This is a genomic window from Streptomyces monticola (assembly GCF_042665355.1).
Classification (GTDB): domain Bacteria; phylum Actinomycetota; class Actinomycetes; order Streptomycetales; family Streptomycetaceae; genus Streptomyces; species Streptomyces monticola.
In genome coordinates, this window is the sequence record NZ_JBHTCF010000008.1 from 302,204 (window position 1) to 325,839 (window position 23,636).

Genomic DNA, 23,636 nt, shown 5'->3' on the forward strand with positions numbered 1-23,636 from the left:
GGACGAACGCGATGACCGAGACCGAACAGCGGAGCAAGCCGGATTCCGCGCGGCCGGCGGACACCGGCGGGCAGGCCAAGCGCGGCGGCGGCGACCCGGCGACCCGGGGCCGCACCACTATCGCCGACGGTGTGGTCGAGAAGATCGCCGGACTCGCCGCCCGTGACGTGGTCGGCGTGCACGCCATGGGCAGCGGCATGTCACGGACCTTCGGGGCCGTGCGCGACCGGGTGCCCGGCGGCACCAAGTCCGTGGCGCGCGGCGTCAAGGCCGAGGTGGGCGAGGTACAGACGGCACTCGACCTGGAGATCGTGGTCGACTACGGCGTCGCCATCGCCGATGTCGCACGCGCCGTACGCGAGAACGTCATCACCGCCGTCGAGCGGATGACCGGACTCGAAGTCGTCGAGGTCAATATCGCGGTCGGCGATGTGAAGCTGCCCGACGACGAAGAGGACGAGCCGGAGACCCGGCTCCAATGACGTCCCCGAGGAGCTCATGATGAGCATGGCGGTGGTCGGCCTCATGGCCGGTATGGCGCTCGGCTTCGCCGCGTACTTCGGCGGCTTCGGAGCCTTCCTCCTGGTCGCCGCCCTCGGCGCGATCGGCTTCCTGGCAGGGCGGTACGCCGACGGGGACCTGGAACCCGGTGACCTCTTCCGGCCCCGTGGCTCCCGCGGGGACCGGCGGCCCTGATGGTGGCGGCGGTCGCGCCGGCCGAGCGCGGGGCGACCCGGATCGCCGACCGGGTCGTCGCCAAGATCGCCGCACGGGCGGCCCGTGAGGCGCTGCGTGCCGGTGTGCCCGTGGACGGTGAGCCGCCGCGCGCCACGGTCACCGTGCACCGCGGCACCGCCGAGGTACGGATCAGCCTCGAACTCGACTACCCCTGCGACATCGGCGCCCAGTGCGGGGCCGTGCGTCGCCAAGTCGCCGAGCGGGTAGAGGCGTTGGCGGGGATGCCGGTGCCCGCGGTGGCGGTCCAGGTGGAACGCCTGCACTCGGCGTCGTCCCGGGCGGCGGCACAGGGGAGGACACGATGAGCGAAGGCAGCGAGCTTCCCGGCAGCGGCGGTACGCAGCCGCTGCCCGTGATCGAGAAGAGACCGCCAAAGGCGCCGGAGTTCGGCCAGTCGGCGTCCGCCGCGTCCTATACCCCGGTCCTGACCCCGCAGGAGGGCGGCGAGCACCGCCGTATGTGGTCCGTGCGCCGGGTGCCGGTGGTCCTCGTCGGTCTGCTCGGCCTCGGCGCCGCCGGACTGCTCCTGTACGACGTCACCGCGGTGCGCACCGACCGGCCCGCCATGACGTGGCGGCGCACCCTGGGCGAGCAGTTCGCCGCGCGCCCCCTCGACGACCTGTGGGTGCTGATCGGCGCGGGCGCGGCCCTCGTCCTGGGCGTCTGGCTGCTGCTGCTCGCGGCCACCCCCGGGCACCGTTCGGTCCTCGCCATGCGGGCCGGCGACCCCGATGTGCGGGCCTGGCTCGATACCGGCGCGGCCGCCCTGGTGCTGCGCGACCGTGCCATGGAAGTGCCGGGAGTGCAGTCGGTACGCGTCCGCGTGCGACGCGCCAAGGTCGATGTGCGGGCCATCTCGCACTTCCGTGAACTCGACGACGTACGCGTCGACTTGGACGCCGCACTCGCCGCCGGTGTCGCCGCGCTCGGCCTGGCCCGCGGGCCGGGTCTCACGGTGCGGGTCGACCGGCCGGGGAAGAAGGGCTGACGCCATGCTGCGGACCGTCAACCGTGTGCTGCTCGGCCTCGCCGGCCTGGTCCTGCTTCTTTTCGGCGGCTCGGTGCTCGCCACCGGGCTCGGGGCTCCGATGCCTTCGTGGTGGGTGTACGAGGGGCGGGGCGACGTCCTGCTCAGCCATGCGGACCGGACACGATGGCGGGACGAGGGCTGGTTCTGGCCCGTCGTCTTCGCGGTCCTCGGCCTCTGCGTGCTGCTCGCCCTGTGGTGGCTGATCGCCCAGTCACGGCGCGGCCGTCTCGCCGAGGTCCTTGTCGACAGCGGCGACGGCCAGGGGGCGCTGCTGCGCGGCCCTGCCCTCGAAGGGGTCCTGGAGAGCGAAGTGGCCGCGCTCGAAGGGGTGGAGCGGGCGCGGGTGGTGCTGCGGGGGCGCCGGAGCGCGCCTCAGACACGGATACGTCTCGATCTGGAGCCGGGCGCCGAACCGGCGGCGGCGCTGCACGAGCTGACCGTCGAATCGCTCACCCGGGCCCGGGCGTCGGCGGGCCTTGAGCGATTGCCGGCGGAGGTGCGGATGCGGGCGGTCAAGCACCGTGCGCAGCGGGTGAGTTGATGCCTCCGAGGACGGGCTGAAGGATTCAGCCCGTCCTCAGGACAGTCGGGACAGCCGGGACCGTCAGGGCTAGAAGCCGTGGCGGGCGCCGCCGTCGACGGGCACCATCACGCCGGTCACGTACGACGCCGCGGGCGACAGCAGGAACGCGGCGGTCCTGCCGAACTCCTCCGGCGTTCCGTACCGCCGCAGCGGGATCTTCGACTCGTTGGCGGCGCGTGCCGCCTCCGGGTCCGGGGAGAGCCCGTCGAGCTGCTTCATACGGTCCGTGGCGATCCGGCCGGGCAGCACGCCGACGACCCTGACGCCGCGCGGTCCGACCTCGTCCGCGAGGGACTTGGCGAAGCCGGCCAGGCCGGGGCGCAGGCCGTTGGAGATGGTCAGGCCTGCGATCGGCTCGTACACGGAGCCGGAGAGCACAAAGGCGATGACGCCGCCGTCGCCGAGCTCGGCGGCCGCGGTGCGGGCCAGGCGGACCGCGCCGAGGAACACCGACTCGAAGGCGGACTGCCACTGTTCGTCGGTGTTGTCGGCGGCGGAGCCGGGCGCCGGGCCGCCGACGCTGATGAGGACGCCGTCGAAGCGGCCGAAGCGCTCTCGGGCCGTCGAGATGAGCCGGGCGGCGGCGGCCGGGTCGGCGTTGTCCGCGGCGACGCCCGCCGCGTCGTCCCCGAGCGCGCCCGCCGCCTCGGCGACCGTCTTCTCGTCCCGCCCGGTGATGACCACTTTCGCGCCGTCCGCGACGAGGGCCGCCGCCGTGGCGTGGCCGAGCCCGCGGGTGGCGCCGGTGACTACGTAGACACGGTCCTTCAGTCCAAGATCCATGGGTCCTATCCTGCCGGGTCCGTACCGGCGAGGGCGAGCGCGGTCCCCACCAGGCCGATATGGCTGAAGGCCTGCGGGAAGTTGCCCAGCTGGCGGCCCCGCACCGGGTCGTACTCCTCGGAGAGCAGGCCCACGTCGTTGCGCAGCGCGAGCAGCCGCTCGAAGAGCTCGCGCGCCTCCTTCGTGCGGCCCGTCGCGTGCAGGGCGTCCGCCAGCCAGAACGAGCAGACCAGGAAGGTGCCTTCGCGTCCCGGCAGGCCGTCGACCACCGTCTCGTCGGCGGTGTAGCGGCGCAGGAAGCCGTTGTGGGACAGCTCGGTCCTGACCGCCTCGATGGTGCCGATGACCCGGGGGTCGTCCGGGGGCAGAAAGCCCACCCGGGGGATGAGCAGCAGCGCGGCGTCCAGCTCCTTGGAGCCGTAGGACTGCGTGAAGGTGTTGCGCTCGGGGTCGTAGCCCTTGTCGCACACCTCCTGGTGCACGGCCGCGCGCATCGCCCGCCAGCGCGCCACGTCGCCGTCGAGCTCGGGATGGTCCTCCAGGGTGCGTACGATCCGGTCCGCCGCCACCCAGACCATCACCTTGGAGTGCACGAAGTGCCGTCGTGGGCCGCGCACTTCCCACAGGCCCTCGTCGGGCGAGCGCCACTTGCCCTCCAGGAACTGCAGCAGGCTCAGCTGCATCCTCCATGCGTGCTTCTCGGCGGGCAGGCCGTAACTGCGGGCCAGGGCGAGGGAGTCGGCGACCTCGCCGTAGACGTCGAGCTGGACCTGGTCGACGGCGTCGTTGCCGATCCGCACCGGCGTGGAGTCCTCGTACCCGGACAGCCACGGCACCTCGTACTCCGGCAGCCGTCGCTCGCCCGCGAGGCCGTACATGATCTGCAGGTCCGCCGGGTCGCCCGCCACCGCGCGCAGCAGCCAGTCGCGCCAGGCCGCGGCCTCCTCCTGGTATCCGGCGGACAGCAGGGCACCGAGGGTGAGCGTGGAGTCGCGCAGCCAGCAGTAGCGGTAGTCCCAGTTGCGTACGCCGCCGATCTCCTCCGGCAGGGATGTCGTGGCCGCCGCGACGATGCCGCCGGTCGGTGCGTACGTCAGTGCCTTGAGGGTGATGAGGGAGCGCATCACCGCGTCGCGGTAGGGCCCCTGGTAGTGGCAGCGCGCGGACCACTCCTGCCAGTCCTCGACGCTGTCGTGCAGCGCCTGGTACGGATCGATCAGCGGCGGGCGCGGCTCGTGCGAGGGGTGCCAGGTCAGGACGAAGGCCACCGTCTCGCCCTCGGCGACCGTGAACTCGCTGTGCGTGCCGAGCTGCTCGCCCCAGGTGCGGACCTCGGGCTCGCTGCGCAGCCAGGCCGAGTCGGGGCCCGCGACGGCCACCCGGTGCCCGTCGCAGCGGCGCACCCAGGGCACCACCCGGCCGTAGTCGAAGCGAAGCCGCAGCGTGCTGCGCAGGGTGACCTCGCCGGACAGGCCCTCGACGATCCGGACCACATCGGGGGCGCGGTCGCGCTGCGGCATGAAGTCGGTGACGCGGACACTGCCTTCGGGGGTGTCCCACTCGGTGTCGAGGACGAGGGTGTCGCCGCGGTAGGCACGCCGGGTGCAGGTGTCGCCGTCGTCGTGTGCGGCCGTCGGCGCGAGCCGCCAGTGGCCGTTGTCCTCGTCGCCGAGCAGTGCGGCGAAGCAGGCGGCCGAGTCGAAGCGGGGCAGACAGAGCCAGTCGATCGAGCCGTCACGGCCTACCAGGGCGGCGGTCTGGTGGTCGCCGATGAGCGCGTAGTCCTCGATGGGTCGGTGCACGGGAGGTGGGTTCCCTTGTCGGAGCCCGGCCAATCCGGGTGGCCGTCACGTCACTCCGGACACCGCGTGGGCGTCATGTCACACGAGGCGCGGTGGCTCACGCGGGGGCGGGCACGTCCTCATCGGACGGGGCCGTCTGCGCGGCGGCCTCGCGGTCGCGGCGCTCGCGGCGTACCAGGATCCACCAGCCGGCCGGGACGCCCGCGGTGAACAGCCACCACTGCACGGCGTACGCCATGTGCGGGCCGATCGAGTCGTGGTCGGGGGCGCCGATCGGCTCCGGGACGCCGTCCTTGGGCTCCGGCGAGGTGAGTTCGACATAGCCGCCGAGCACCTTCCTGCCGAGCTCCTCGGCCTGCTGCTTGCTGTCGATCAGCATGGTCTGGCGCGGCGGCAGGCCCTTGAGGTCCTTGATGCCGCTCTCGCCGGTGGTCTCGTCGGCCATCAGCCGGCCCACGACGGTGACCCGGCCCTTCGGCGGGGCGGGCACCTTCGGGAAGGCCGTCTGGTCGGAGGCCGCGGGCACCCAGCCGCGGTTGACGAGCAGCACCTGCCCGTCGTTCGTGACCAGCGGGGTCAGTACGTGGAAGCCGACCTGGTCGTCGGCGTTGGTGCGGCGTCGCACCACGACCTCGTGCGCGGTGTCGTACGTCCCCGTCGCGGTCACCCGGCGCCAGTAGTCGGAGCGCGGGACGGTGTGTCCGGGGGAGGTGAGGTCGGTGGCGGGTACCGGCTTGGCCTCGAGGTTGTCGGCGATCAGGGTGTTCTGCGCGACGCGGTGCTCGTGGCGGTGCAGCTGCCAGAAGCCCAGCTCGACCATCACGGGAATGAGGACGAGGGCGAGAAGGGTGAGGATCACCCACTGCCGGGACAACAGGAAGCGGTACACGCCGTTGACGTTACCGCGCGTGCGACGGCCCCCTGACGGGTGGGGTCCCGGTTCAGGGGGCCGGTCCAACGACGGGCGGCCGGGCCCGGACACTCCGGGCGCTCTACACCTTGTCGACGATGCCCACCTGCCCTTCCGAGCGGGCGCAGTGGGCGCCGCAGTACCAGTGGCCCTCGACCTCGACGCCCTGGCCGATGATCCGGCACCGGCAGTGCTCACAGATGGGCGCCATCCGGTGGATGGCGCAGGAGAAGCAGTCGAAGACGTGCACCGCGCCCTGCGCGTGCACCTCGAAGGACATGCCGTAGTCGTTTCCGCATACCTCGCAACGTGCCATGCGCCACAGGGTGGGACGCGGGTGCGTCCCGGCGAGGGCGGCATGCGGGGCGGACCCGCGACAATCACCCGTCTCGCGGTCCCGGCGGTCACCCGTCCTGCGTCCGGCGGTACTCGCACCGCGTCCCGGAGGTCACCCCTCCGATGCCGGGGCGACATCCCTGAGGAGCTGGCCGAAGGCGGCCTCGTCGAGGACCGGTGTGCCGTACGACTTCGCCTTGACGACCTTGGACGTGGCCGAGTCCGGGTCGTTGGTGACGAGGAGGCTGGTCAGCCGGGACACGCTGGTCGCCACGTGCAGACCGGCCTCCACGGCGCGGTCCTCGAGCAGTTCGCGGTCGACGGAGGTGTCGCCCGAGAAGGCGATCCGCATGCCCTGCTTGAGGGGTTTGCCCTCTTCGTACCGCCCGGGGTTGGGGTAGGGGCACGGCGGCCGCTTGCGCGAGGGGCGCCAGCTGCCGGGGCTGTACCCGCTCTGCCGGCCGATACGGGGGGCGGCGGGGGAGTCCTGCCACTCGGTCAGCGGGCGGCATTCGAGCAGCGGAAGGCGCACACCGTCGCCGGCCGCCGCGTGCAGACTCGGCCGGAACGCCTCGGCCAGCACGCGCGCGTCGTCCAGGGCGTGGTGCGCGCGCTGCTGTACGACCCCGAAGTGCGCGGCGAGCGACTCCAGCTTGTGGTTGGGCAGCGGGAGCTTCAGCTCCTTGGACAGGGCGATGGTGCACAGGCGCTGGCGGACCGGGGCGGTCAGCTTCGCGCGTGCGTACTCCCGGGCGATCATCGACCAGTCGAAGACGGCGTTGTGCGCGACGAGGACGCGGCCTTCGAGGCGGGCGGAGAACTCCTCGGCGATCTCGGGGAAGAGCGGGGCCCCTTCGAGCGCCTCGTTCGTGAGTCCGTGAATCCATACGGGGCCCGGGTCGCGCTCCGGGTTGACCAGGGTGTACCAGTGGTCCTCGACATCGCCCTGGGCGTCGAGTCGGTAGACGGCAGCGGACACTATCCGGTCGTCGCGGGCGAGGCCGGTGGTCTCCACGTCGACGACCGCGTACCCCTTGGGGTAGGCGGCCGGCCACGGCACTGCGGTCGTCTGGTCTTCGAGCATGGTCACTGAGGATACGACCCGGCACTGACAGCCCGGACACGGGATGCGCCGGTCCGTGGCGCATGCGTCAACTCTCTTGTGACGTGGGTGAGATGTGTGACGGGTGGGGCGCCGCGCCCCGCCGAGCGGTCAGTCACCGGCGAGGAGACCGTCGACCAGGGCGCGCACGGAGGCGGTGAAGAGCCGCTCCGGCTGCGGGCCGCGCGCGAGGGCGCGGGCGAGCGCCGGGTCGTGCTCGGCGGCCGGCACGTCCCACAACTCCTGGTCGCCGGGATGCTGTGCGGGGGACCGCTCGCGGTTGCGCTCGACCAGGACGAAACCGACGACCTGGAAGAGCACCGCGCGCACCGCCTCGGCGGCCCGGGCGCCGCGCAGGCCCGCCGCGTGCACCTCGTGCACCAGGGCCTGTGCCGCGGGCTGGAACATGCGCTCGGTCAGGCCGCGTTCGTGCACCATCGCGACGAGGTGCGGATGGTCGCGCAGCTGGCGGCGCAGGGCGCGGGCCACGGAGACGATCCGCTGCGCGGGCGTACGGCCGCCGGGGGTGATCGCGCCGAGGTCCGCGACGGTGCGCTCGACGAGGGCGTCGAGCAGCGACTCGCGGTTGCCGACGTGCCAGTAGATCGAGGTGACCGCGGTGCCGAGCTCGGCGGCGAGCTTGCGCATGGTCAGTGCGCGCGGCCCGTGCTGCTTGACCAGGGCGGCTGCCGCGTCGAGCACGTCGTCGCGGGTGAGCGACGGTCGTGCCGGTCCGGTCTGTCTGGACATGGCGCCCCCCAATTCCGTTGCGTGCACGGCTCTTTACCCTTCATCGCGCACCGTGTAACTGTGTTACAGACCCCCTGGAAGGCACGTCGAGACACGTCGGCGGGGCGGCCGCCGGCGCACGACCACGAAGGGCGGTACGACATGGCACGGGTACGGTACGGCGCGCGCACCGAGGCCGAGATCCAGGCGGCGCGCACCGCGAGCGCCAAGCTTCCCGACATCTGGTCCACCGGCGTGGTCGCCGTGTGGGAGAGCGATCCGGACGCGGTGGCCGCGGTCCTTCCGCCACCGCTCAAACCGGCACAGCGGCCCCTGGTGCGGGCCAACATCAGCAAGGTCGACCTGCCGGGCTATCCGCTCGGCGCGGGCTCCGTCGCGGTCGCCGCCGAGCACGGCGGCGTCGAGGGCTGGTATCCGCTGGTCATGCCGATGACCCATGAGCGCGCCCTGATCGGCGGCCGTGAGGTCTTCGGCGAACCGAAGAAGCTGGGCGAGGTCACGGTCGAGCGCGACGGCCTGGTGATCCGGGCGGCGCTCGCCCGGCACGGCATCGCGTTCGTCGAGGTGCGCGGCGCGGTCAGCGGTGACCTGCCGCTGCCCGAGCCCACGCAGAAGACCGACTTCTACTTCAAGTTCCTGCCCGCGGTGGACGGTTCGGCCTTCGACGCGGACCCGGTGCTCGTGCACTGCGTACGCAACGAGAAGGTGCGCAAGCTGGAGCGGGTCACCGGCGACGTGGTGCTGCGCGAGTCGATGTACGACCCGGTGGCGGATCTGCCGGTGCGGACCCTCGTGGAGCTCACCATCGGCGAGAAGACCACCGACCAGAAGGGCCGCGTCGTCGAGCGCGTCAGCGCCCAGGCCCTGCTGCCGTACATCCACCAGCGCTACGACGACCCGCAGCAGATCCTCGACGGGCCGCCGGAGGGCAGCGAGAAACCGCGGGGCGGCGCGAAGGCGCAAGGCGGCACCGGGCCGCAGGCCGGCGCGAAGGGGAGCGCCTGATGGAGCTGCGGGCAGGACAAGTGGCCGTCGTCACGGGCGCGGCCAGTGGCATCGGCCTGGCGATGGCGCGGCGGTTCGCCGCCGACGGCCTGAAGGTGGTGCTCGCCGATGTCGAGGAGGGCGCCCTGGAGAAGGCCGCCGCCGGGCTCCGCGCGGATGGCGCCGAGGTGCACGCACGCGTGGTGGACGTTTCCGAGCGGGACTCCGTGCTCGCCCTGGCCGACGCGGCGTACGACACCTATGGCGCCGTGCATGTGCTCTGCAACAACGCGGGGGTCGGCTCGGGCGCCGAGGGCCGGATGTGGGAGCACGAACCCAACGACTGGAAATGGGCGTTCGCGGTCAACGTATGGGGCGTCTTCCACGGCATCCAGGCCTTCGTGCCACGGATGATCGCGGGCGGCGAGCCGGGCCACGTGGTCAACACCTCGTCGGGGGACGGCGGTATCGCCCCGCTGCCGACCGCCTCCGTGTACGCCGTCACCAAGGCCGCCGTCGTCACCATGACGGAATCGCTCTACGCCCATCTGAAGGCGGAGCACGCGCGCGTGGGGGCGTCCGTGCTCTTCCCCGGGCCGCACATGCTGCGCACCGGTCTGTGGGAGTCGCACCGCAACAGGCCCGACCGGTACGCCAAGGAGAGGCCGCGCAAGACCCCGTACCGCAGCCTCGACCAGTGGGAGTCCGCCATGAAGGAGGCGGGCCAGGAGGTGCAGTTCACCCCGGTCGAGGAGGTCGCCGACTTCGTCGCCGAGGGCATCGCCGCCGGCCGCTTCTGGCTGCTCCCGGAAAGCGAGCACAGCGACCGGCAGATCCGGGCGCGGTCGCAGTCGATGCTCGACCGCACCGACCCGGCGTATCTCGAACGCTTCATTCTCGACTGAGGGAGCCGTGACCCCGATGCCCGACCAGGACCCGTACCTGATCGTCTCCTCCGACTGCCACGCCGGGCTCCCCACCGAGGAGTACCGGCCCTATCTGGACGCCCGTTTCCACCGCGACTTCGACGAGTTCCTGGCCGGGCGCGACCGGCGCCGCGAGGAGATGACGCGGCTCGGCGTGCGCAACGAGGACTTCGCGAACAAGTGGTTCAGCGACAACGAGGAAGGCCTGAAAGGCGGTTGGGACGCCGGCCGGCGCCTGAAGGAGCTCGACGGCGACGGGGTGGCCGCCGAGGTCGTCTTCCCCGACGCCGACGCCGTCGACAGCCAGACCGCCGCGCCCTTCGGCGTGGGCCTCGGACTCTCCGGCGACCAGGACCCCGAACTCGGCATGGCGGGCGCGCAGGCGCACAACCGCTGGCTCGCCGAGTTCGTGGGCCAGAACCCCGCGCGGCACTGCGGGGTCGCCCTGCTGCCCGTCACCGGCGAGGTCTCCCGGGTCGTCGCCGAGATCCACCGCGCCAAGGAGTCGGGGCTCGGCGCCCTGATGATCCCGTCGATGTGGGTCGACAAGGCCCCGTACCACGACCGCCGCTACGACCCGGTCTGGGCGGCCGCAGCCGAGACCGGTATGCCCCTGGTCACGCACTCCGGCGCGGCCCCGCGCCACGAGTACGGCGACCACCTCGGCATCTACGTCAGCGAGGTCACCTGGTGGCCGGCCAGGCCGCTGTGGTTCCTGCTCTGGTCGGGCGTCTTCGAGCGGCACCCCGGCCTCAAGTTCGGGGTCGCCGAGTCGGGCTGCTGGTGGCTGCCGAACCTGCTGTGGTTCATGGACCGGCTCTATCTGGGCGCGCACGGCGGCAAGAAGCTCTCGCCGTTCGCCGAGCTGAAGCGGCCCCCGCACGAATACCTCGACCGCCAGGTGTTCATCTGCGCCACCAACACCAAGCGCCGCGAACTCGCCCAGCGCTACGAGATCGGCGTCGACAACATCCTCTGGGGCTCCGACTTCCCGCACCCCGAGGGCACCTGGCCCGACACGCGCGCGTGGCTGCGGAAGACCTTCCACGACATCCCGGTCGCCGAGACCCGCCGCATGCTGGGGCTCGCGGCCGCGGAGGTCTTCGGCTTCGACACCGCCGAACTCGCTCCCATAGCGCGGCGTATCGGCCCGACCCCGGCCGACCTCGGCCAGCCCGACGACCAGGCGGCCGTGGAGGCGTCCTGGGCGCGTTCCCGTGAGGTCGGCCGCCACTGGCTCACCGACAACGACTTCCCGACCCTTGGAGTGACCCCGTGACCGACGACCGCTACACGGTGATCTCGGCGGACTGCCACGCGGGCGCCGATCTCCTCGACTACAAGCCCTACTTGGAGGCCCGGCACCACGAGGCGTTCGACGTCTGGGCGGCCACCTACGTCAATCCGTACGAGGACCTCCTCGCCGACACCGCCGACAAGAACTGGAACTCGGAGCGCCGCCTCGCCGAGCTGGAAGAGGACGGCATCGTCGCCGAAGTGGTGTTCCCCAACACCATCCCGCCCTTCTTCCCTTCCGCGTCGCTCATGGCTCCGGCGCCCACCCGCGAGGAGTTCGCACAGCGCTGGGCGGGCCTGCGCGCCCACAACCGCTGGCTGGCCGACTTCTGCGCGGCGGCGCCCGGCCGCAGGGCGGGCGTCTTCCAGATCCTCCTCAACGACGTCGACGAGGCGGTACGCGAGATCCGCTGGGCGCACGAGGCGGGCCTGACCGGCGGACTGCTGCTCCCCGGCACCCCGCCGGGCTCGGGCCTTCCGGAGCTCTACTCGTCGACGTACGACCCGATCTGGGCGACCTGCGCGGAACTCGGCGTGCCGGTCAACCACCACGCGGGCTCGGCCTCGCCGCCGCTCGGCGACGAACCCGCGGCGCGCGCGGTGTTCATGGTGGAGACGACCTGGTTCTCGCACCGTGCCCTCTGGCACCTCATCTTCGGTGGCGCGTTCCGCCGCCACCCCTCCCTGAAGCTGGTCCTCACCGAGCAGGGCTCCGGCTGGATCCCGGGCGTGCTCGACATGCTGGACTACTACCACGGGCGCCTGGTGGCGGCGGCGAGCAAATCCGGCACAGCGGAGTCCAAGTTCGGCGCGGGCCTCGCGGAGTCCATGGGCAAGGGCCCGTCCACGGTGTGGGCCGAGAACTGCTACGTGGGCGCCAGCTTCATGCGCCCCCACGAGGTGGGCCTGCGCGACCGGATCGGGCTCGACAAGGTCATGTGGGGCAGCGACTACCCGCACGACGAGGGCACCTACCCGTACAGCCGCGAGGCCCTGCGCCTGGCCTACGCGGGGCTGCCACGGGAGGAGATCGCCGCGATGCTCGGCGGCAACGCGGCCCGTGTCTACGGCTTCGACCTGTCCTACCTCGACTCCCTTGCGGCGAAGGTCGGGCCCACGGTCGACGGGCTCGCCGAACCGCTCGGCGCGCCCCCGGCGGACGCCACGTCACCGGTCTTCGCACCGGGCGGGTCGGTACGGGTCTGGTGACTGCCGGGCGTGAGATCTTGCCCGGGTGAACGCTGAGACACCACAGACGCCACCGAGGGATCACGACGAGGCCCACAACGGAGACATGAGCACCCGCCTCAACTGGCTGCGGGCGGCGGTGCTCGGAGCCAACGACGGCATCGTCTCCACCGCGGGCCTCGTCGTCGGCGTCGCGGGCGCCACCGGGGACCGCGGCACGCTGCTCACGGCCGGCCTCGCCGGGCTGCTCGCGGGCTCGATGTCGATGGCGGCGGGCGAGTATGTCTCCGTCTCCACCCAGCGCGCATCGGAGAAGGCCGCCCTGGCCCTGGAGAAGCGCGAACTGCGCGAGCAGCCACGGGCCGAACTGGACGAACTGGCCCAGCTCCTCGAGGACCGCGGGCTCAGCGCCGATGTGGCCCGCGAGGCCGCCGAACAGCTCACGGAGAAGGACGCCCTACGGGCCCACGCGCGCGTGGAGCTGGGAATCGACCCCGACGAACTCACCAACCCCTGGCACGCGGCGGGCGCGTCCTTCCTGGCCTTCACCGTGGGCGCGCTGCTCCCCCTGCTCGCCATCGTCCTGCCACCGTCCTCGGTACGCCTCTACGTGACGGTGGCATCCGTACTCGCCGCCCTGGTCCTGACCGGCTGGGTGAGCGCTCGCCTCGGCTCGGCCCCCGTGGGCCCGTCGGTGGCGCGGAACGTGGGCGGGGGTGCGCTGGCGATGGCGGTCACTTATGGGGCGGGGTCGCTGTTGGGGGCGGCGGGGGTCTAGGTGACGCGGACGGTGAGCCCCTCCATCTCGTCGAGCGGGGTGAGGTCGACGGGACCGGTGCACTGCGCCAGTTCCAGGTGACGGAGGTTCGGCAGCTCGCGCAGGGCGCCGAGTCCGTTGGGCAGTTCGCAACGCCACAGCAGGAGGCTCGCCAGCTGTGGGATGCCGTGGAGCAGCGCCAAGTCGAGGTGTTCGAGTTCGTGGAGACCCAGATGGATGAGCTCGCTGAGGGGCCACGCCATCTCGGCGAGCTGCTTGAGCTGCGTCATGCCGGCCACGGTGAGCGTCCTGAGGCGGGGCCAGCGGTCGATGCCCGCCAGGTCCAAGTAGCGTGTCTGACGGTGCAGGTTGAGGGTGCGCAGCTGGTCGCCCACGGGCAGTTCGGTGATGCCTTCCATGAGTACCGGATAGGCCAGGATCAGGGTGTGGAGATCGGGCATGTCCCGGAGTGGTTCCAGGTCGAGGTCATGGTGCAGTTCTAAGAGCGAGAGGGAGTTCAGGGACGGGCCGGCCAGTGGTGACAGGTCCCTGAGTTCCGGACAGTTGCTCAGTCCCACGTACGTCAGCCCGGGCAGTGACATCAGGGGCGAGAGGTCGGTCACGGCACGGTTGTCCAGGAGGAAGAGCCAGTCCAGATCCTTCAGCGCCAGTACGGGCGTGAGATCGGCGTACGAGCCCGTTGTGTGGAGCCGGCGTGCATGCGGCACATATCGCAGGGCGGCGAGCTGTTCCGGCGTCTGCGCCTGCAAGGCGGCGGTGTCCCACGGGTTCTCCGCCAGGATCTCCCGGGCGTAGGTCTCCGTCTCGAATCCGCCCCAGGCGTTCGACACGTGCCAGGCCACCCTCGACCGCACATCCCCCGCGAACCGGGAGATCAACCCGAGCGCCGCGTCGCCCTTAACCAGCCCAGCGGTCCGCACCACGGCGGCCGCCTCGGCCTCCTCCAGCTCGTCCGGCTCCGCGAGCCCCGCAAGGAGCTCAAGGGCCAGCTCCCCGACCTTTGCCAGCTCCTCCGCGTGACTGTCGTCGCGCGGCGGCAACAGTTCCCGGGTCCGCTCCTCCACGGACCGCCGGACCTCCGGGTCCAGCTCCGGGGCGTGCTCCAGGCAGGCCGCCGCGAGCAGCACAAGCCGGTGCCGCAGCCTCGGGGCCCGCTCGGCGCGCCGCAGCAACTGCTTGACGAGACGGGCCCGTTCCTCCGGGCGCGCGTGCCCGACGGCCATCTGCACGACGTCGTCCCACTGGTCGTCGTGCGCGTTCTTGACGAGCTGGCCGAAGTCGCGCTCCTCGACCGCGGCCTTGGCGCCCAGGTAGTCCCGGAAGGTGCGATGCACGAAGTCCACCGTGCCGGGGGCCGGTTCGCGCAGCAGCCCGCTGCGGATCAGCAGATGCGCGAAGACCTGCTCCGCCGTGCCCTGCACCTGCGGCATGGCCGCGAGCCACTCGGAGACCATCGCGACGACGTCCGCGCGCTCGGCCTCCAGCTGGTCGTTGCGGATCAGCCAGTACGCGAGCTTCTGCAGCAGTACGGTCTGCTCCTCGCGCGTCAGGTCGACGCCCTCGATACAGGAGATCTCGCGCTCGGTGTCCCGGCGGACGAGCAGCATGTCGAGTGCGGCGTCGTACAACTCCTTCCGTGCCCGCGGCAGTTGCATGCGCCGGTCCCGGTTCAGGGCGCACAGCAGCGCGCACATGAGGGGGTTCGTGGCGAGCCTCGCCAGGTCGCGGCGGGTGCTCACGGCGTGCCGCAGCGACGTCTCGTATGTGTAGAGGAGGGCCCGTTCGGCGTCGGTGCGGCACTCGCCGCGCCCCGCGTCGTGCCAGTGGCCGATGAACGCCCGGATGTCGTTCCGCTCCATCGGCAGCAGGGAGTGCGGCGTGAAGCCCTGGCGGGCCAGCCACTCGTCGGGCACGGCCGAAGGCCGCGTCGTCACCACGTACCGGGCGTCGGGGAACGCCGCGATCAGCGACTTCAGCCAGGTCTTCGTGCGATGGCGCAGCCGCGTCGGGATCTCGTCCACACCGTCGACAAGGACCAGCGCCCGACCGTCGCCGAGCAGGCCCTCGACCCAGCCGGCCGGTGCTGTTGCGTGCAGCGGGACCCCGGCCGCGCGCAGGAACTCGTCGGGCGTGGGCAGCGTCCCCGAAGCGGTGAAGGCACGCAGCCGGAGGACGAAGGGGACGCACCGGTTCCAGTCCTCCAGGTCGCCGGTGAAGGAGCGCCGCGCCGTGTTCAGCGCCAGCCACTGCATCAGCGTGCTCTTGCCGGAGCCCGCGGGTCCGCGGAGCACCACGCGATCCGCCCCGGCGAGCACCTGCTCCACCTTGGCGGCCGTCTGCTCGGGACCCGGCATGCCGAAGCCGCCCTGCCGGGTTCCGTCCCCGCTCACCGAGAGGCTGATGTACGCGGTCTCCAGGGACCACTCACGGGCGGACTGCCCCAGGGTGAGACCGAACAGCTCCAGCCGTCCGTACGTCTCCGCCACGAACTCCGCGTACCGGTGCTCGAAGGCCAGCTCCACGGCCGCCGGGCGAGGACCCGCCGCCAGACCGCGTACGAGATCCTCCGTACGTCCCAGGCGCCGTGTCTGCTCCACCGCGGCCCGCGACCCGAACGACGGATCCGCCGTGATCTGCTCCACCGCGTGCTCGCAGCACAACAGCAGCAGCTCCTCGTGCAGATCCCGCGCCCGCTCGCTCAACCCGGCGTCCGGCGCCCCGAGTTCGGCCCGCAGCCGGACCGGGTCGAGGTCCGCCGCGAACACCCGGGCCGCGTCCAGCGTGCCCGCGGCCGCGAAGGCGTCGCGCACCGACTCCACCGCCGCGAGCCGCTCGTGCTCCGGCAGGTCCGGGTAGGCGGAGGAGAGGCGTCCGGTGAGCCGTTCGGCCAGGCGGCCCGCCATGACCTCCGCGGCCTGCGGGGAGCGGCGCGGGCGCGGCGGGCGCCGTACCGGGTCCCGGACCAGGCCCGCGCCCGGCCGCGGCGCCACCAGCGACCTGGCGACCGAAGACACCACCGAACCGGCGAGCTTCGCCAGCGCGACATCCCATCCCTGCACGCCCCACACCCCCTGTGCCCGACCGCCGCATCGTAGGCCGGAGCCGCACCGCAATTGGCGAAGATCGACAGGAACCGGCCGGGTACCCGCGGTAATACTTGTCGGTAACAACCCCTAGCCGAGCCCGTCCACGGCGCTTACGGTGCACGCATGCCGCCGAACCTGCCCGATGTCGTGCTGTGGTCCATACCCGCGTTCGTCCTGCTCACCGTCGTCGAGATCGTGAGCTATCGCCTCCATCCCGACGAGGACGCGGCCGGCTACGAGACCAAGGACGCCGCCACCAGCATCGGCATGGGGCTCGGCAGCCTCGTCTTCGATCTGCTCTGGAAGATCCCGATCGTCGCGATCTACACCGCGGTGTACGAACTGACCCCGCTGCGCGTGCCCGTGCTGTGGTGGACGGTGCCGCTCATGCTGCTCGCGCAGGACTTCTTCTACTACTGGTCGCACCGCGGTCACCACGTGATCCGCATCCTGTGGGCCTGCCACGTGGTGCACCACTCCAGCCGCAAGTTCAACCTCTCCACCGCGCTGCGCCAGCCCTGGACGTCGCTGACCGTGTGGCCGTTCTATCTGCCGCTGATCGTCTGCGGCGTCCACCCGGCGGCGCTCGCGTTCTGCTCGTCGGCGAACCTCGTCTACCAGTTCTGGATCCACACCGAGCGCATCGGAAAGCTGCCCAGGGCCTTCGAGTTCGTCTTCAACACGCCCTCGCACCACCGCGTGCACCACGCATCGCAGGGCGGCTATCTCGACCGGAACTTCGGCGGAATCCTGATCGTCTGGGACCGGCTCTTCCGCTCGTTCGTGCCCGAGACGGAACCGTGTGTGTTCGGACTGACCAAGAACATCGACACGTACAACCCGATCAAGGTGGCCACGCACGAGTACGTCGCCATCGCCAAGGACCTGAAGACCGCGGCGAGTTGGCGCGAGCGCGCCGGCCGCGTCTTCCGCGGCCCCGGCTGGGCCCCCGCGGCGCGCGTGACCGAGCCCGGCACGGTGACCGTGGGCGCCGCTGAGGGGTCACTTGGCACCGTGACCGAGCCCGCCGCCCAGGAGACACGCGGCACCGTGACGGAGGGCGCGCGTGAGGCGTGACCGGCTGGATCGGCTGCTGCTCGCCGCGTTCGCCGTCGCCGTCGCCGTCGACCTCGGCTCGCTCCTCGCCGGCGCCGACCTCGGCCACCGGATCGCCAAGCCGCTGCTCATGCCCCTGCTCGTCGCATACGTCGCGTACCTCGCGTCCGCCGCTTACGTCGAATCTGCCGCACCCAACGCATCCGTCGCACCCACCTCATCCGCCGCGTACGCCGGCCGGCGGGGCGTGCCGCGTCTGCTCATCGCCGCACTGCTCTGCGGATGGGGCGGCGACACGCTGCTGCTCATCGACGCGGAGCCCGCGTTCCTGGCCGGAATGGCCTCGTTCGCCGCCGGGCACATCTGCTACCTCGTGCTCTTCGCGCGGTACGGGACGGCCCGCGCCCACACCTCCGCGACGGCCCTCGCCTACGGCATCGCGCTCACCGGCACCGTCGCGCTGCTCTGGCCGGACCTGCCCGCCGACCTGCGCGTCCCGGTCGCCGGATACAGCCTGCTCCTGACCGCCATGGCGTTCCGCGCCACCCGGCTCGGGCCCGCCGCGGGCATCGGCGGCGCCCTCTTCCTGCTGTCCGACACCCTGATCGCCACCGGGATCGCCGAGTGGCCGCAGCTGCCGAGGCCCGACTTCTGGATCATGCTGACCTACACCGCGGCCCAGCTCCTCCTGGCCCGCGCCGTGCTCGCCGCCGTCGGCGCGTCACGTTCCGGCGCCGCGGCGTACGGTGAAGGGCGCACCACCGTGTGAACCAGGAACGATCAGGCGGACCCCGCCTGAGCAGGAGGAAGCACCCCCATGCGCGCCACCACCATCCATGCACCCTTCGACATGCGCGTGGAGGAGGTGCCCGACCCGCGGATCCAGCGCCCCACCGACGCCGTCCTGCGCGTCCTGCGGGCCTGTGTCTGCGGCAGCGACCTGTGGGCGTACCGCGGCGAGTCGGCGCGTGAGCCCGGTCAGCGCATCGGGCACGAGTTCCTCGGCGTGGTGGAGGAGACCGGGGACGAGGTCGTCGGGATCGAGCGCGGCGACCTGGTCGTGGCGCCCTTCATGTGGTCGGACGGCGTCTGCGACTACTGCGCGGACGGGCTCACCACCTCCTGCGAGCACGGCGGCTTCTGGGGCTCGGGCGGCTCGGACGGCGGCCAGGGCGAGGCGGTCCGCGTGCCCTTCGCCGACGCCACCCTGGTCAAGCTGCCCGCAGACGCCGCCTCCGACGACCGTCTCCTGTCGGCGCTCCTGACGCTCTCCGACGTCATGGGCACCGGACACCACGCGGCCATCGGCGCGGGCGTGGGCAAGGGCACGACGGTCGCCGTCGTCGGTGACGGCGCGGTCGGCCTGTGCGGGGTGCTCGCCGCACACCGCCTCGGTGCCGAGCGGATCATCGCGCTCGGCCGGCACCAGGCGCGCACGGACCTCGCTCTGCGCTTCGGCGCCACGGACGTCGTCGCCGAGCGCGGTGAGGCCGCCGAGGCGGCGGTCCGCGAGCTCACCAAGGGCCAGGGCGCGCACGCCGTGATCGAGGCGGTCGGCACCGAGCAGTCCATGCGTACGGCCGTGAACATCACCCGGGACGGCGGCGCCATCGGCTTCGTCGGGGTCCCGCACGGCAGCGGCACCGGGATCGACCTGGGCGTCATGTTCAACCGCAACATCGCGCTGCGCGGCGGTGTCGCACCGGTGCGCACCTACATCCCGCAGCTGCTGCCCGACGTGCTCGACGGCACCATCGACCCGTCCCCGGTCTTCGACCTGACGGTGGGCCTCGACGGAGTGCCGGACGGCTACCGGGCGATGGACGAGCGCACCGCCCTGAAGGTCCTCGTCACGCCTTGACGCACACTGCCCCGAAGATCCTCGTCACGCCTTGAGCCCGCTGGACGGCGGTCACCCGCTGACCCCGTCGCGGCGTCAGCCCCAGAGCGGCCGGTCCCACCAGATCGGTGCGGGCACCGCCGTGAGCAGCGCCGACACCGCCACGACCACGCCGAGCGCGATCACCTCGACCCGGGCCGGTACGACGGCCGCATACGGGTCGGGGGAGCGGCGGAGGCGGAGCCGCGCCGTCACCGCCAGAACCGCGATGACGGCGACGAGCAGCAGCTTGGCGACCAGAACCCGGCCGTACGCCGTTGTGAACGCCGAGTCGAGGGGCAGCTTGCGCAGGGTCGAGCAGATCCCGGTGGCGGTGACCCCGGCGAACAAAAGCGCCGCCACGCGCGCGTAGAGCCCGAGCAGGGCGGCCCCCGCTGTCGGCTGCGAGCGCCAGGCCCGCATCGTGCGCAGCACCTGGAGCAAGCCGCCCGCCCACAGCGCGGCACAGGTCAGATGGACCAGGGTGAGGGCGCTGCCGATCAGCGGGTTGTTCTCGGGGCCCACCTCGGGGTGGGCGCGCAGGGCCTCCGCCACGATCACCGCGGCGAGCGGGATCGTGGCGGTGCCGGGCCGGCGCGACTGGGCGCAGAAGCCGGCCGCGACGAAGGCGTTCACCTCCAGGAGCGCGAGCCGGCCGTCCGTCGTCTGATAGAGGCGGCCGGGGCGCAGGTCGGCGAACGAGTCGGGCAGCAGATTGCCGTTGGCGACGATGAGGGCCAGGCCGATGGCGGCTGCGGCGCCGGTGAAGGCGGCCACAAGGGCCCAGGTCCGCGGGAGGTCGCCGGGGGCGTCCGGCACGCGCCGGGCCAGCCACGCGGTGGCGGACTCGCCCACGAGGACACACAGGGCGGCGAACATCGCGATCCGCAGCAGCGTGACCACGCCGAGGCCCGGCGCGTGCGCCTCGCCGGTCCCGTCCAGTGCGGCGGACGGCCCGAACAGTGGGACGAGGGCGGCCGCGAGGACGAGTACGAGCACGGCCACCGCACGCCGGAGAGCGGCCCTGCGCGCCGAGGCGTCCGTGACGGCCGTCGCGGCGGTCGGGGCAGCGGTGGCGGCTGTGGTGGTGGCCGCGGTGTGCGCAAGCCCTTCGGGGCTTTCGGCCGGGGCCGCAACGGATGGTCGGGACGTGCTCATTGACCGATCGTCACCGCGATGACCGGGTCCGGCAAGCCTCGGCGGTCCACTGGGACGAGGCCGTGACCAGGACTCATCGGACCGCCTGGGAACCTGCCTCCTCCGGCTGCCAGGAAGGCGTGTCCGCGCCCCATCGACCGGGCGGGTGCGCCCAGTTCACGGGCGATCCCTCAAAGGTGACGGGCGGCAGGGCGTACCGCAGCCGCCCCAGCGCGCTGTCGGTCTCGGCCAGATGGACACCAGGGTCGTACGGGCCATTGGGTGCCGCTTCCGGTTCCGGAGCGCCACTGGGCGCCGCTTCCCGTTCCGGTACGGGCTCGCGCGGCAGGCTCTGGAGCCAGTGCGCCGTCTGCGCCAGGGCGAGGCGTACGAGCCGGGTGCCGCCCGTCGCTTCCTGCTCGGTCAGCGAGCGAAGCACCGCGGCGGCGAGCAGGTAGCCGGTGCCGTGGTCGAGCGCCTGCGCGGGCAGCGCACCCGGCGGCCCGGACGGCTCAGGGCGCTCGGCGTCGGCGATCCCCGTACCCACCTGGACGAGGCTGTCGAAGCCGCGCCGTCCGGCCCATGGCCCGTAGTCGCCCCAGGCGGACACCTGGGCGACGACGAGGCCGCGGCGGCGCTCGGCGAGCGCCTCGGGGGAGAGGCCGAAGCGGTCGAGGGCGCCGGGCCGGTACCCGGTCACCACCACGTCGGCCTCCGCGAGCAGCTCGTCGAACGTCGTGCGGTCTGCCGTACGGCCGAGGTCGAGCAGCGCCGAACGCTTCCCGAAGCCCGTGTCCGCGTGCTGGTCGGCGAGCTCGGGCAGCTGCGGCGCGTCGATCCGCAGCACATCGGCGCCGAGCAGGGCGAGCGTGCGGGTGGCGACGGGGCCCGCGAGGACCCGGGTGAGGTCGAGCACCCGAAATCCCGCTCTACGCGCGCGTGCCGACTGCAACCCCGCTCTACGCGCGCGTGCCGGCCGCCCGCTCGCAGGTGGCGGCGTCTCGTCCAGGCGCTCCCTGGTCAGCAGCGGATGGGCGGCGACCGCGGCGCCCTGCGCGTGCGCCTGCCACTGCGCGCGCGTGCGCAGCGCGACGGCCAGACCCCCGGCGGCGTACACCGCCTCCTCGACGTCGAGGGCGCGGCGTGCGGCCAGTTCGTCACCCACCCGCTCCTCGGGCACACCGAGCGCGCGGAGCAGCGCCTCTCTGTGGTGCGGGTAGTTGGCGTGTGTACGCACCCAGCCGTCGGCCGTGCGCCAGAACCGGGACAGCGGTGCGAACGACGTGGGCGCCCGGCCGTCCACCCGCAGCTGCCGCTCACTGACGAAGGCGGTGGCCACCGCACCGTCGTCGACGTGTACGCGCGGTACGGCAGGGTGACGTGCCGCGTGCTCTGCGCCCGCGAGCGCGCACACCGCGGCACACGCGCGTGCCGCGTCGAGGACGGGGAGCCGGGCGGCGAGCAGACCGCCGCCGGGGCTCTCGTACGTCACCCGGGACAGCAGGGCGGGATCACCGCCGAGCGCGGCCCAGGCCTGTGAGACGGCGGCGGAGTTGTCAAGATCGGCGGGCATGTGCTCCATGAGAGCACACAGGGCCCAACGCGCGGGCACGGGCCGCCTGTTGAGGACGGCCCGTGCGTACCCCGCGGGCGCCGGAACCGGCACCCGCTGGGTCACTTCTCCACTGCGCTACCGACGCACCGCGTCAGGACTTCTTCACCGCGTCGAGCGCGTCCACGATCCCGAAGCCGTAGAAGCCGTTCAGGCGCTGACCGCCCTCGCAGACGGCGTCGACATCGCCGTCACCGTCGGGGTCGTACGGTTCGGTCGGGCAGCCCGGGTTGTCCGCCTGTACCTTGAGCAGCCGCTGCAGCTCGGCCGGACCGGCCTTCGGATGCGTCGACTTCAGGAGCGCGGCCACACCGGCGGCGTGCGGCGATGCCATCGAGGTGCCCTGCAGGAAGGCGTACTGGTTGTTCGGCATGGTCGACAGGATCCGCCCGTTCTTCGACGGGGTGTCCGGGATCTGGTACTTGTCGCCGCCCGGCGCCGCGACATCGATCCAGCCCTTGCCGTAGGTCGAGTAGTACGACTTGAGGTCCTTGTCGCCGGTCGCGCTGACCGTCACCACACCCGGCAGCTGGGTCGGCACGTCGAAGCACTCGCTCGGGTCGATGGTGCGCTCGACCGGAGTGGAGTCGTCCGGCGAGGAGTCGTCCACGATCGAGTCCGCGGCCAGATCGTGGTTGGAGTTGCCCGCCGAGGCCAGGTTGAGGGTGCCCTTGCGCTGCGCGTACAGCTGGGCCCGGTTGACCGCGTCGACGATGGCCTTCTGGTCCGGGTCGTCGAGGCAGTTGTACAGCCACGGGTCCACGTAGTAGCTGTTGTTGGTGATCTCGATGCCCTTGTCGGCGGCGAACACGAAGGCGCAGACCACGCTCTCCGGGTAGAACAGCTCGCTGACCGGGTCGGCCACCTTGATGCCCGCGACCTTCACACCGGGCGCCACGCCCGCGACGCCGACGCCGTTGCGCGCGGCGGCGATCTCGCCCGCCACATGCGTGCCGTGGTAGTGGTCGGGCTTCTCCGGACGCCAGGCGCCCGGGGAGGTGTCCGGCTTGCCGCCCACGCAGTTGGCGGACTGTGACGCCGAGAAGTTGGGGGCGAGGTCGGGGTGGGTGTCGTCGACACCGGTGTCGATCACGCCGACCGTCACCTTGGAGCTGCCCGGATTGATCTTCGCGGCCTTGTCGGCGCCGATGGCGCGCAGATCCCACTGGTCGGCCTCGAGCGGCTCGGCGTCCGCGTCCGCGTCCGCGGCCGTGGACTTGGCGCTGGCCCTGGGCGAGTCGACGAACTGCGGGGCGCCCACCTCGGTGGTGCCCGCGGCCGTGAGCGGCGCGGTACGGGTCGCACCCGCCGACTGCACACCACGTACCGCACGGATCTGCTTGGCGAAGTCCGGGTTCGCCGAGTGGACGACGATCACGCCTATTCGGTCATACGCGATGACGACGCTGCCGCCCGCCCTGGCTATCGCCTTCTTGACGGCGGCTATGGTGTCGGCCCCGCCCTTGGTGTTCACCACATACGCCAACTTCGGGGCGTCCGCGGCCACCTCGGCCGTGGTCGCCTGCGGGGCCGCCGCCGCGGCGCCGGGCAGCAGACCGAGCGTGGCCGTCGACAGGGCCACGGCCAGACCGACCGGTACGGCGAGGCGGCGGTGGCGTCTGGTGCGCAGATGAGTCATGGGGTCTCCACTTCATCCGTA

At 72.3% G+C, this 23,636-nt stretch carries 23 protein-coding genes; 13 read left to right on the plus strand and 10 right to left on the minus strand.

Annotated features, from left to right (window positions below):
- Positions 1-11 precede the first annotated feature (11 nt).
- The 5 genes from ACFQVC_RS20985 to amaP are packed head-to-tail and all read left to right on the plus strand — an operon-like array spanning position 12 to position 2,309.
- Positions 12-482 carry an Asp23/Gls24 family envelope stress response protein gene (locus ACFQVC_RS20985; protein WP_381832213.1) on the plus strand — a complete coding sequence of 157 codons (471 nt, stop codon included), beginning with the start codon at positions 12-14 and terminating at the stop codon, positions 480-482.
- Between the two features lie 19 nt (positions 483-501).
- Complete coding sequence (locus tag ACFQVC_RS20990) at positions 502-696, plus strand: hypothetical protein (RefSeq protein WP_381832215.1); 195 nt, start codon at positions 502-504, stop codon at positions 694-696.
- Positions 696-1,043: an Asp23/Gls24 family envelope stress response protein gene (locus tag ACFQVC_RS20995; RefSeq protein WP_381832218.1), complete on the plus strand. Its 348-nt coding sequence runs from the start codon at positions 696-698 to the stop codon at positions 1,041-1,043. The genes ACFQVC_RS20990 and ACFQVC_RS20995 overlap by 1 nt, the downstream gene beginning before the upstream one ends.
- Positions 1,040-1,726, plus strand: a complete 687-nt coding sequence (locus ACFQVC_RS21000; protein ID WP_381832221.1) for a DUF6286 domain-containing protein — start codon at positions 1,040-1,042, stop codon at positions 1,724-1,726. Before ACFQVC_RS20995 ends, ACFQVC_RS21000 begins: the two co-directional genes overlap by 4 nt.
- Before the next feature lie 4 nt (positions 1,727-1,730).
- Complete coding sequence (amaP, locus tag ACFQVC_RS21005) at positions 1,731-2,309, plus strand: alkaline shock response membrane anchor protein AmaP (protein WP_381832224.1); 579 nt, start codon at positions 1,731-1,733, stop codon at positions 2,307-2,309.
- Between the two features lie 69 nt (positions 2,310-2,378).
- Here the strand turns inward: amaP and ACFQVC_RS21010 are convergent, their stop codons facing one another.
- The 6 genes from ACFQVC_RS21010 to ACFQVC_RS21035 form a co-directional block, all read right to left on the minus strand.
- On the minus strand, positions 2,379-3,134 hold the full coding sequence (locus tag ACFQVC_RS21010) for an SDR family oxidoreductase (RefSeq protein ID WP_381832226.1): 756 nt from the start codon (positions 3,132-3,134) through the stop codon (positions 2,379-2,381).
- A 5-nt stretch (positions 3,135-3,139) separates the two neighbouring features.
- Positions 3,140-4,936 carry a glycoside hydrolase family 15 protein gene (locus ACFQVC_RS21015; protein WP_381832228.1) on the minus strand — a complete coding sequence of 599 codons (1,797 nt, stop codon included), beginning with the start codon at positions 4,934-4,936 and terminating at the stop codon, positions 3,140-3,142.
- Positions 4,937-5,033: 97 nt separating this feature from the next.
- Positions 5,034-5,825, minus strand: coding sequence for an SURF1 family cytochrome oxidase biogenesis protein (locus tag ACFQVC_RS21020; protein WP_381832231.1), 792 nt, complete (start codon positions 5,823-5,825; stop codon positions 5,034-5,036).
- Positions 5,826-5,928: 103 nt separating this feature from the next.
- Positions 5,929-6,162, minus strand: a complete 234-nt coding sequence (locus ACFQVC_RS21025; protein WP_381832234.1) for a hypothetical protein — start codon at positions 6,160-6,162, stop codon at positions 5,929-5,931.
- Positions 6,163-6,294: 132 nt separating this feature from the next.
- On the minus strand, positions 6,295-7,266 hold the full coding sequence (locus ACFQVC_RS21030) for a DEDDh family exonuclease (RefSeq protein ID WP_381832236.1): 972 nt from the start codon (positions 7,264-7,266) through the stop codon (positions 6,295-6,297).
- A gap of 129 nt (positions 7,267-7,395) precedes the next feature.
- Complete coding sequence (locus ACFQVC_RS21035; protein WP_381832239.1) at positions 7,396-8,034, minus strand: TetR/AcrR family transcriptional regulator; 639 nt, start codon at positions 8,032-8,034, stop codon at positions 7,396-7,398.
- Positions 8,035-8,175: 141 nt separating this feature from the next.
- On the opposite strand from ACFQVC_RS21035, the gene ACFQVC_RS21040 reads away from it, so the two are divergent.
- The 5 genes from ACFQVC_RS21040 to ACFQVC_RS21060 all read left to right on the plus strand — a co-directional run bounded on the left by ACFQVC_RS21040 (position 8,176) and on the right by ACFQVC_RS21060 (position 13,206).
- Positions 8,176-9,039, plus strand: coding sequence for an acetoacetate decarboxylase family protein (locus tag ACFQVC_RS21040; RefSeq protein WP_381832241.1), 864 nt, complete (start codon positions 8,176-8,178; stop codon positions 9,037-9,039).
- A complete protein-coding gene (locus tag ACFQVC_RS21045) occupies positions 9,039-9,923 on the plus strand; it encodes an SDR family NAD(P)-dependent oxidoreductase (protein ID WP_381832243.1) in 885 nt (294 codons plus the stop codon). The genes ACFQVC_RS21040 and ACFQVC_RS21045 overlap by 1 nt, the downstream gene beginning before the upstream one ends.
- 16 nt (positions 9,924-9,939) lie before the next feature.
- Positions 9,940-11,223: an amidohydrolase family protein gene (locus tag ACFQVC_RS21050; RefSeq protein WP_381832245.1), complete on the plus strand. Its 1,284-nt coding sequence runs from the start codon at positions 9,940-9,942 to the stop codon at positions 11,221-11,223.
- Positions 11,220-12,449, plus strand: a complete 1,230-nt coding sequence (locus ACFQVC_RS21055) for an amidohydrolase family protein (protein WP_381832247.1) — start codon at positions 11,220-11,222, stop codon at positions 12,447-12,449. The genes ACFQVC_RS21050 and ACFQVC_RS21055 overlap by 4 nt, the downstream gene beginning before the upstream one ends.
- A gap of 85 nt (positions 12,450-12,534) precedes the next feature.
- Positions 12,535-13,206, plus strand: coding sequence for a VIT1/CCC1 transporter family protein (locus ACFQVC_RS21060; protein ID WP_381832250.1), 672 nt, complete (start codon positions 12,535-12,537; stop codon positions 13,204-13,206).
- Here the strand turns inward: ACFQVC_RS21060 and ACFQVC_RS21065 are convergent.
- Positions 13,203-16,265 carry an NACHT domain-containing protein gene (locus ACFQVC_RS21065; protein ID WP_381832253.1) on the minus strand — a complete coding sequence of 1,021 codons (3,063 nt, stop codon included), beginning with the start codon at positions 16,263-16,265 and terminating at the stop codon, positions 13,203-13,205. The two genes, ACFQVC_RS21060 and ACFQVC_RS21065, sit on opposite strands and share 4 nt — an antisense overlap.
- Positions 16,266-16,415: 150 nt before the next feature.
- Here ACFQVC_RS21065 and ACFQVC_RS21070 point away from each other — a divergent pair, with 150 nt between their 5' ends.
- From ACFQVC_RS21070 to ACFQVC_RS21080, 3 genes are read left to right on the plus strand one after another with little or no spacing between them, the layout of a single operon-like run.
- Complete coding sequence (locus ACFQVC_RS21070; RefSeq protein ID WP_381832256.1) at positions 16,416-17,369, plus strand: sterol desaturase family protein; 954 nt, start codon at positions 16,416-16,418, stop codon at positions 17,367-17,369.
- Entirely contained in the window at positions 17,359-18,117 is a 759-nt protein-coding gene (locus tag ACFQVC_RS21075; protein WP_381832259.1) for a lysoplasmalogenase, read from the plus strand. The genes ACFQVC_RS21070 and ACFQVC_RS21075 overlap by 11 nt, the downstream gene beginning before the upstream one ends.
- 48 nt (positions 18,118-18,165) lie before the next feature.
- Positions 18,166-19,209, plus strand: coding sequence for a zinc-dependent alcohol dehydrogenase family protein (locus tag ACFQVC_RS21080; protein WP_381832261.1), 1,044 nt, complete (start codon positions 18,166-18,168; stop codon positions 19,207-19,209).
- A gap of 75 nt (positions 19,210-19,284) precedes the next feature.
- Here the strand turns inward: ACFQVC_RS21080 and ACFQVC_RS21085 are convergent, their stop codons facing one another.
- The 3 genes from ACFQVC_RS21085 to ACFQVC_RS21095 all read right to left on the minus strand — a co-directional run bounded on the left by ACFQVC_RS21085 (position 19,285) and on the right by ACFQVC_RS21095 (position 23,615).
- Positions 19,285-20,385: a CopD family protein gene (locus ACFQVC_RS21085; RefSeq protein WP_381832263.1), complete on the minus strand. Its 1,101-nt coding sequence runs from the start codon at positions 20,383-20,385 to the stop codon at positions 19,285-19,287.
- Between the two features lie 73 nt (positions 20,386-20,458).
- Positions 20,459-21,946 carry a CoA transferase gene (locus tag ACFQVC_RS21090; protein WP_381832265.1) on the minus strand — a complete coding sequence of 496 codons (1,488 nt, stop codon included), beginning with the start codon at positions 21,944-21,946 and terminating at the stop codon, positions 20,459-20,461.
- A gap of 124 nt (positions 21,947-22,070) precedes the next feature.
- Complete coding sequence (locus tag ACFQVC_RS21095; RefSeq protein ID WP_381832267.1) at positions 22,071-23,615, minus strand: S8 family serine peptidase; 1,545 nt, start codon at positions 23,613-23,615, stop codon at positions 22,071-22,073.
- Between the last annotated feature and the right edge of the window lie 21 nt (positions 23,616-23,636).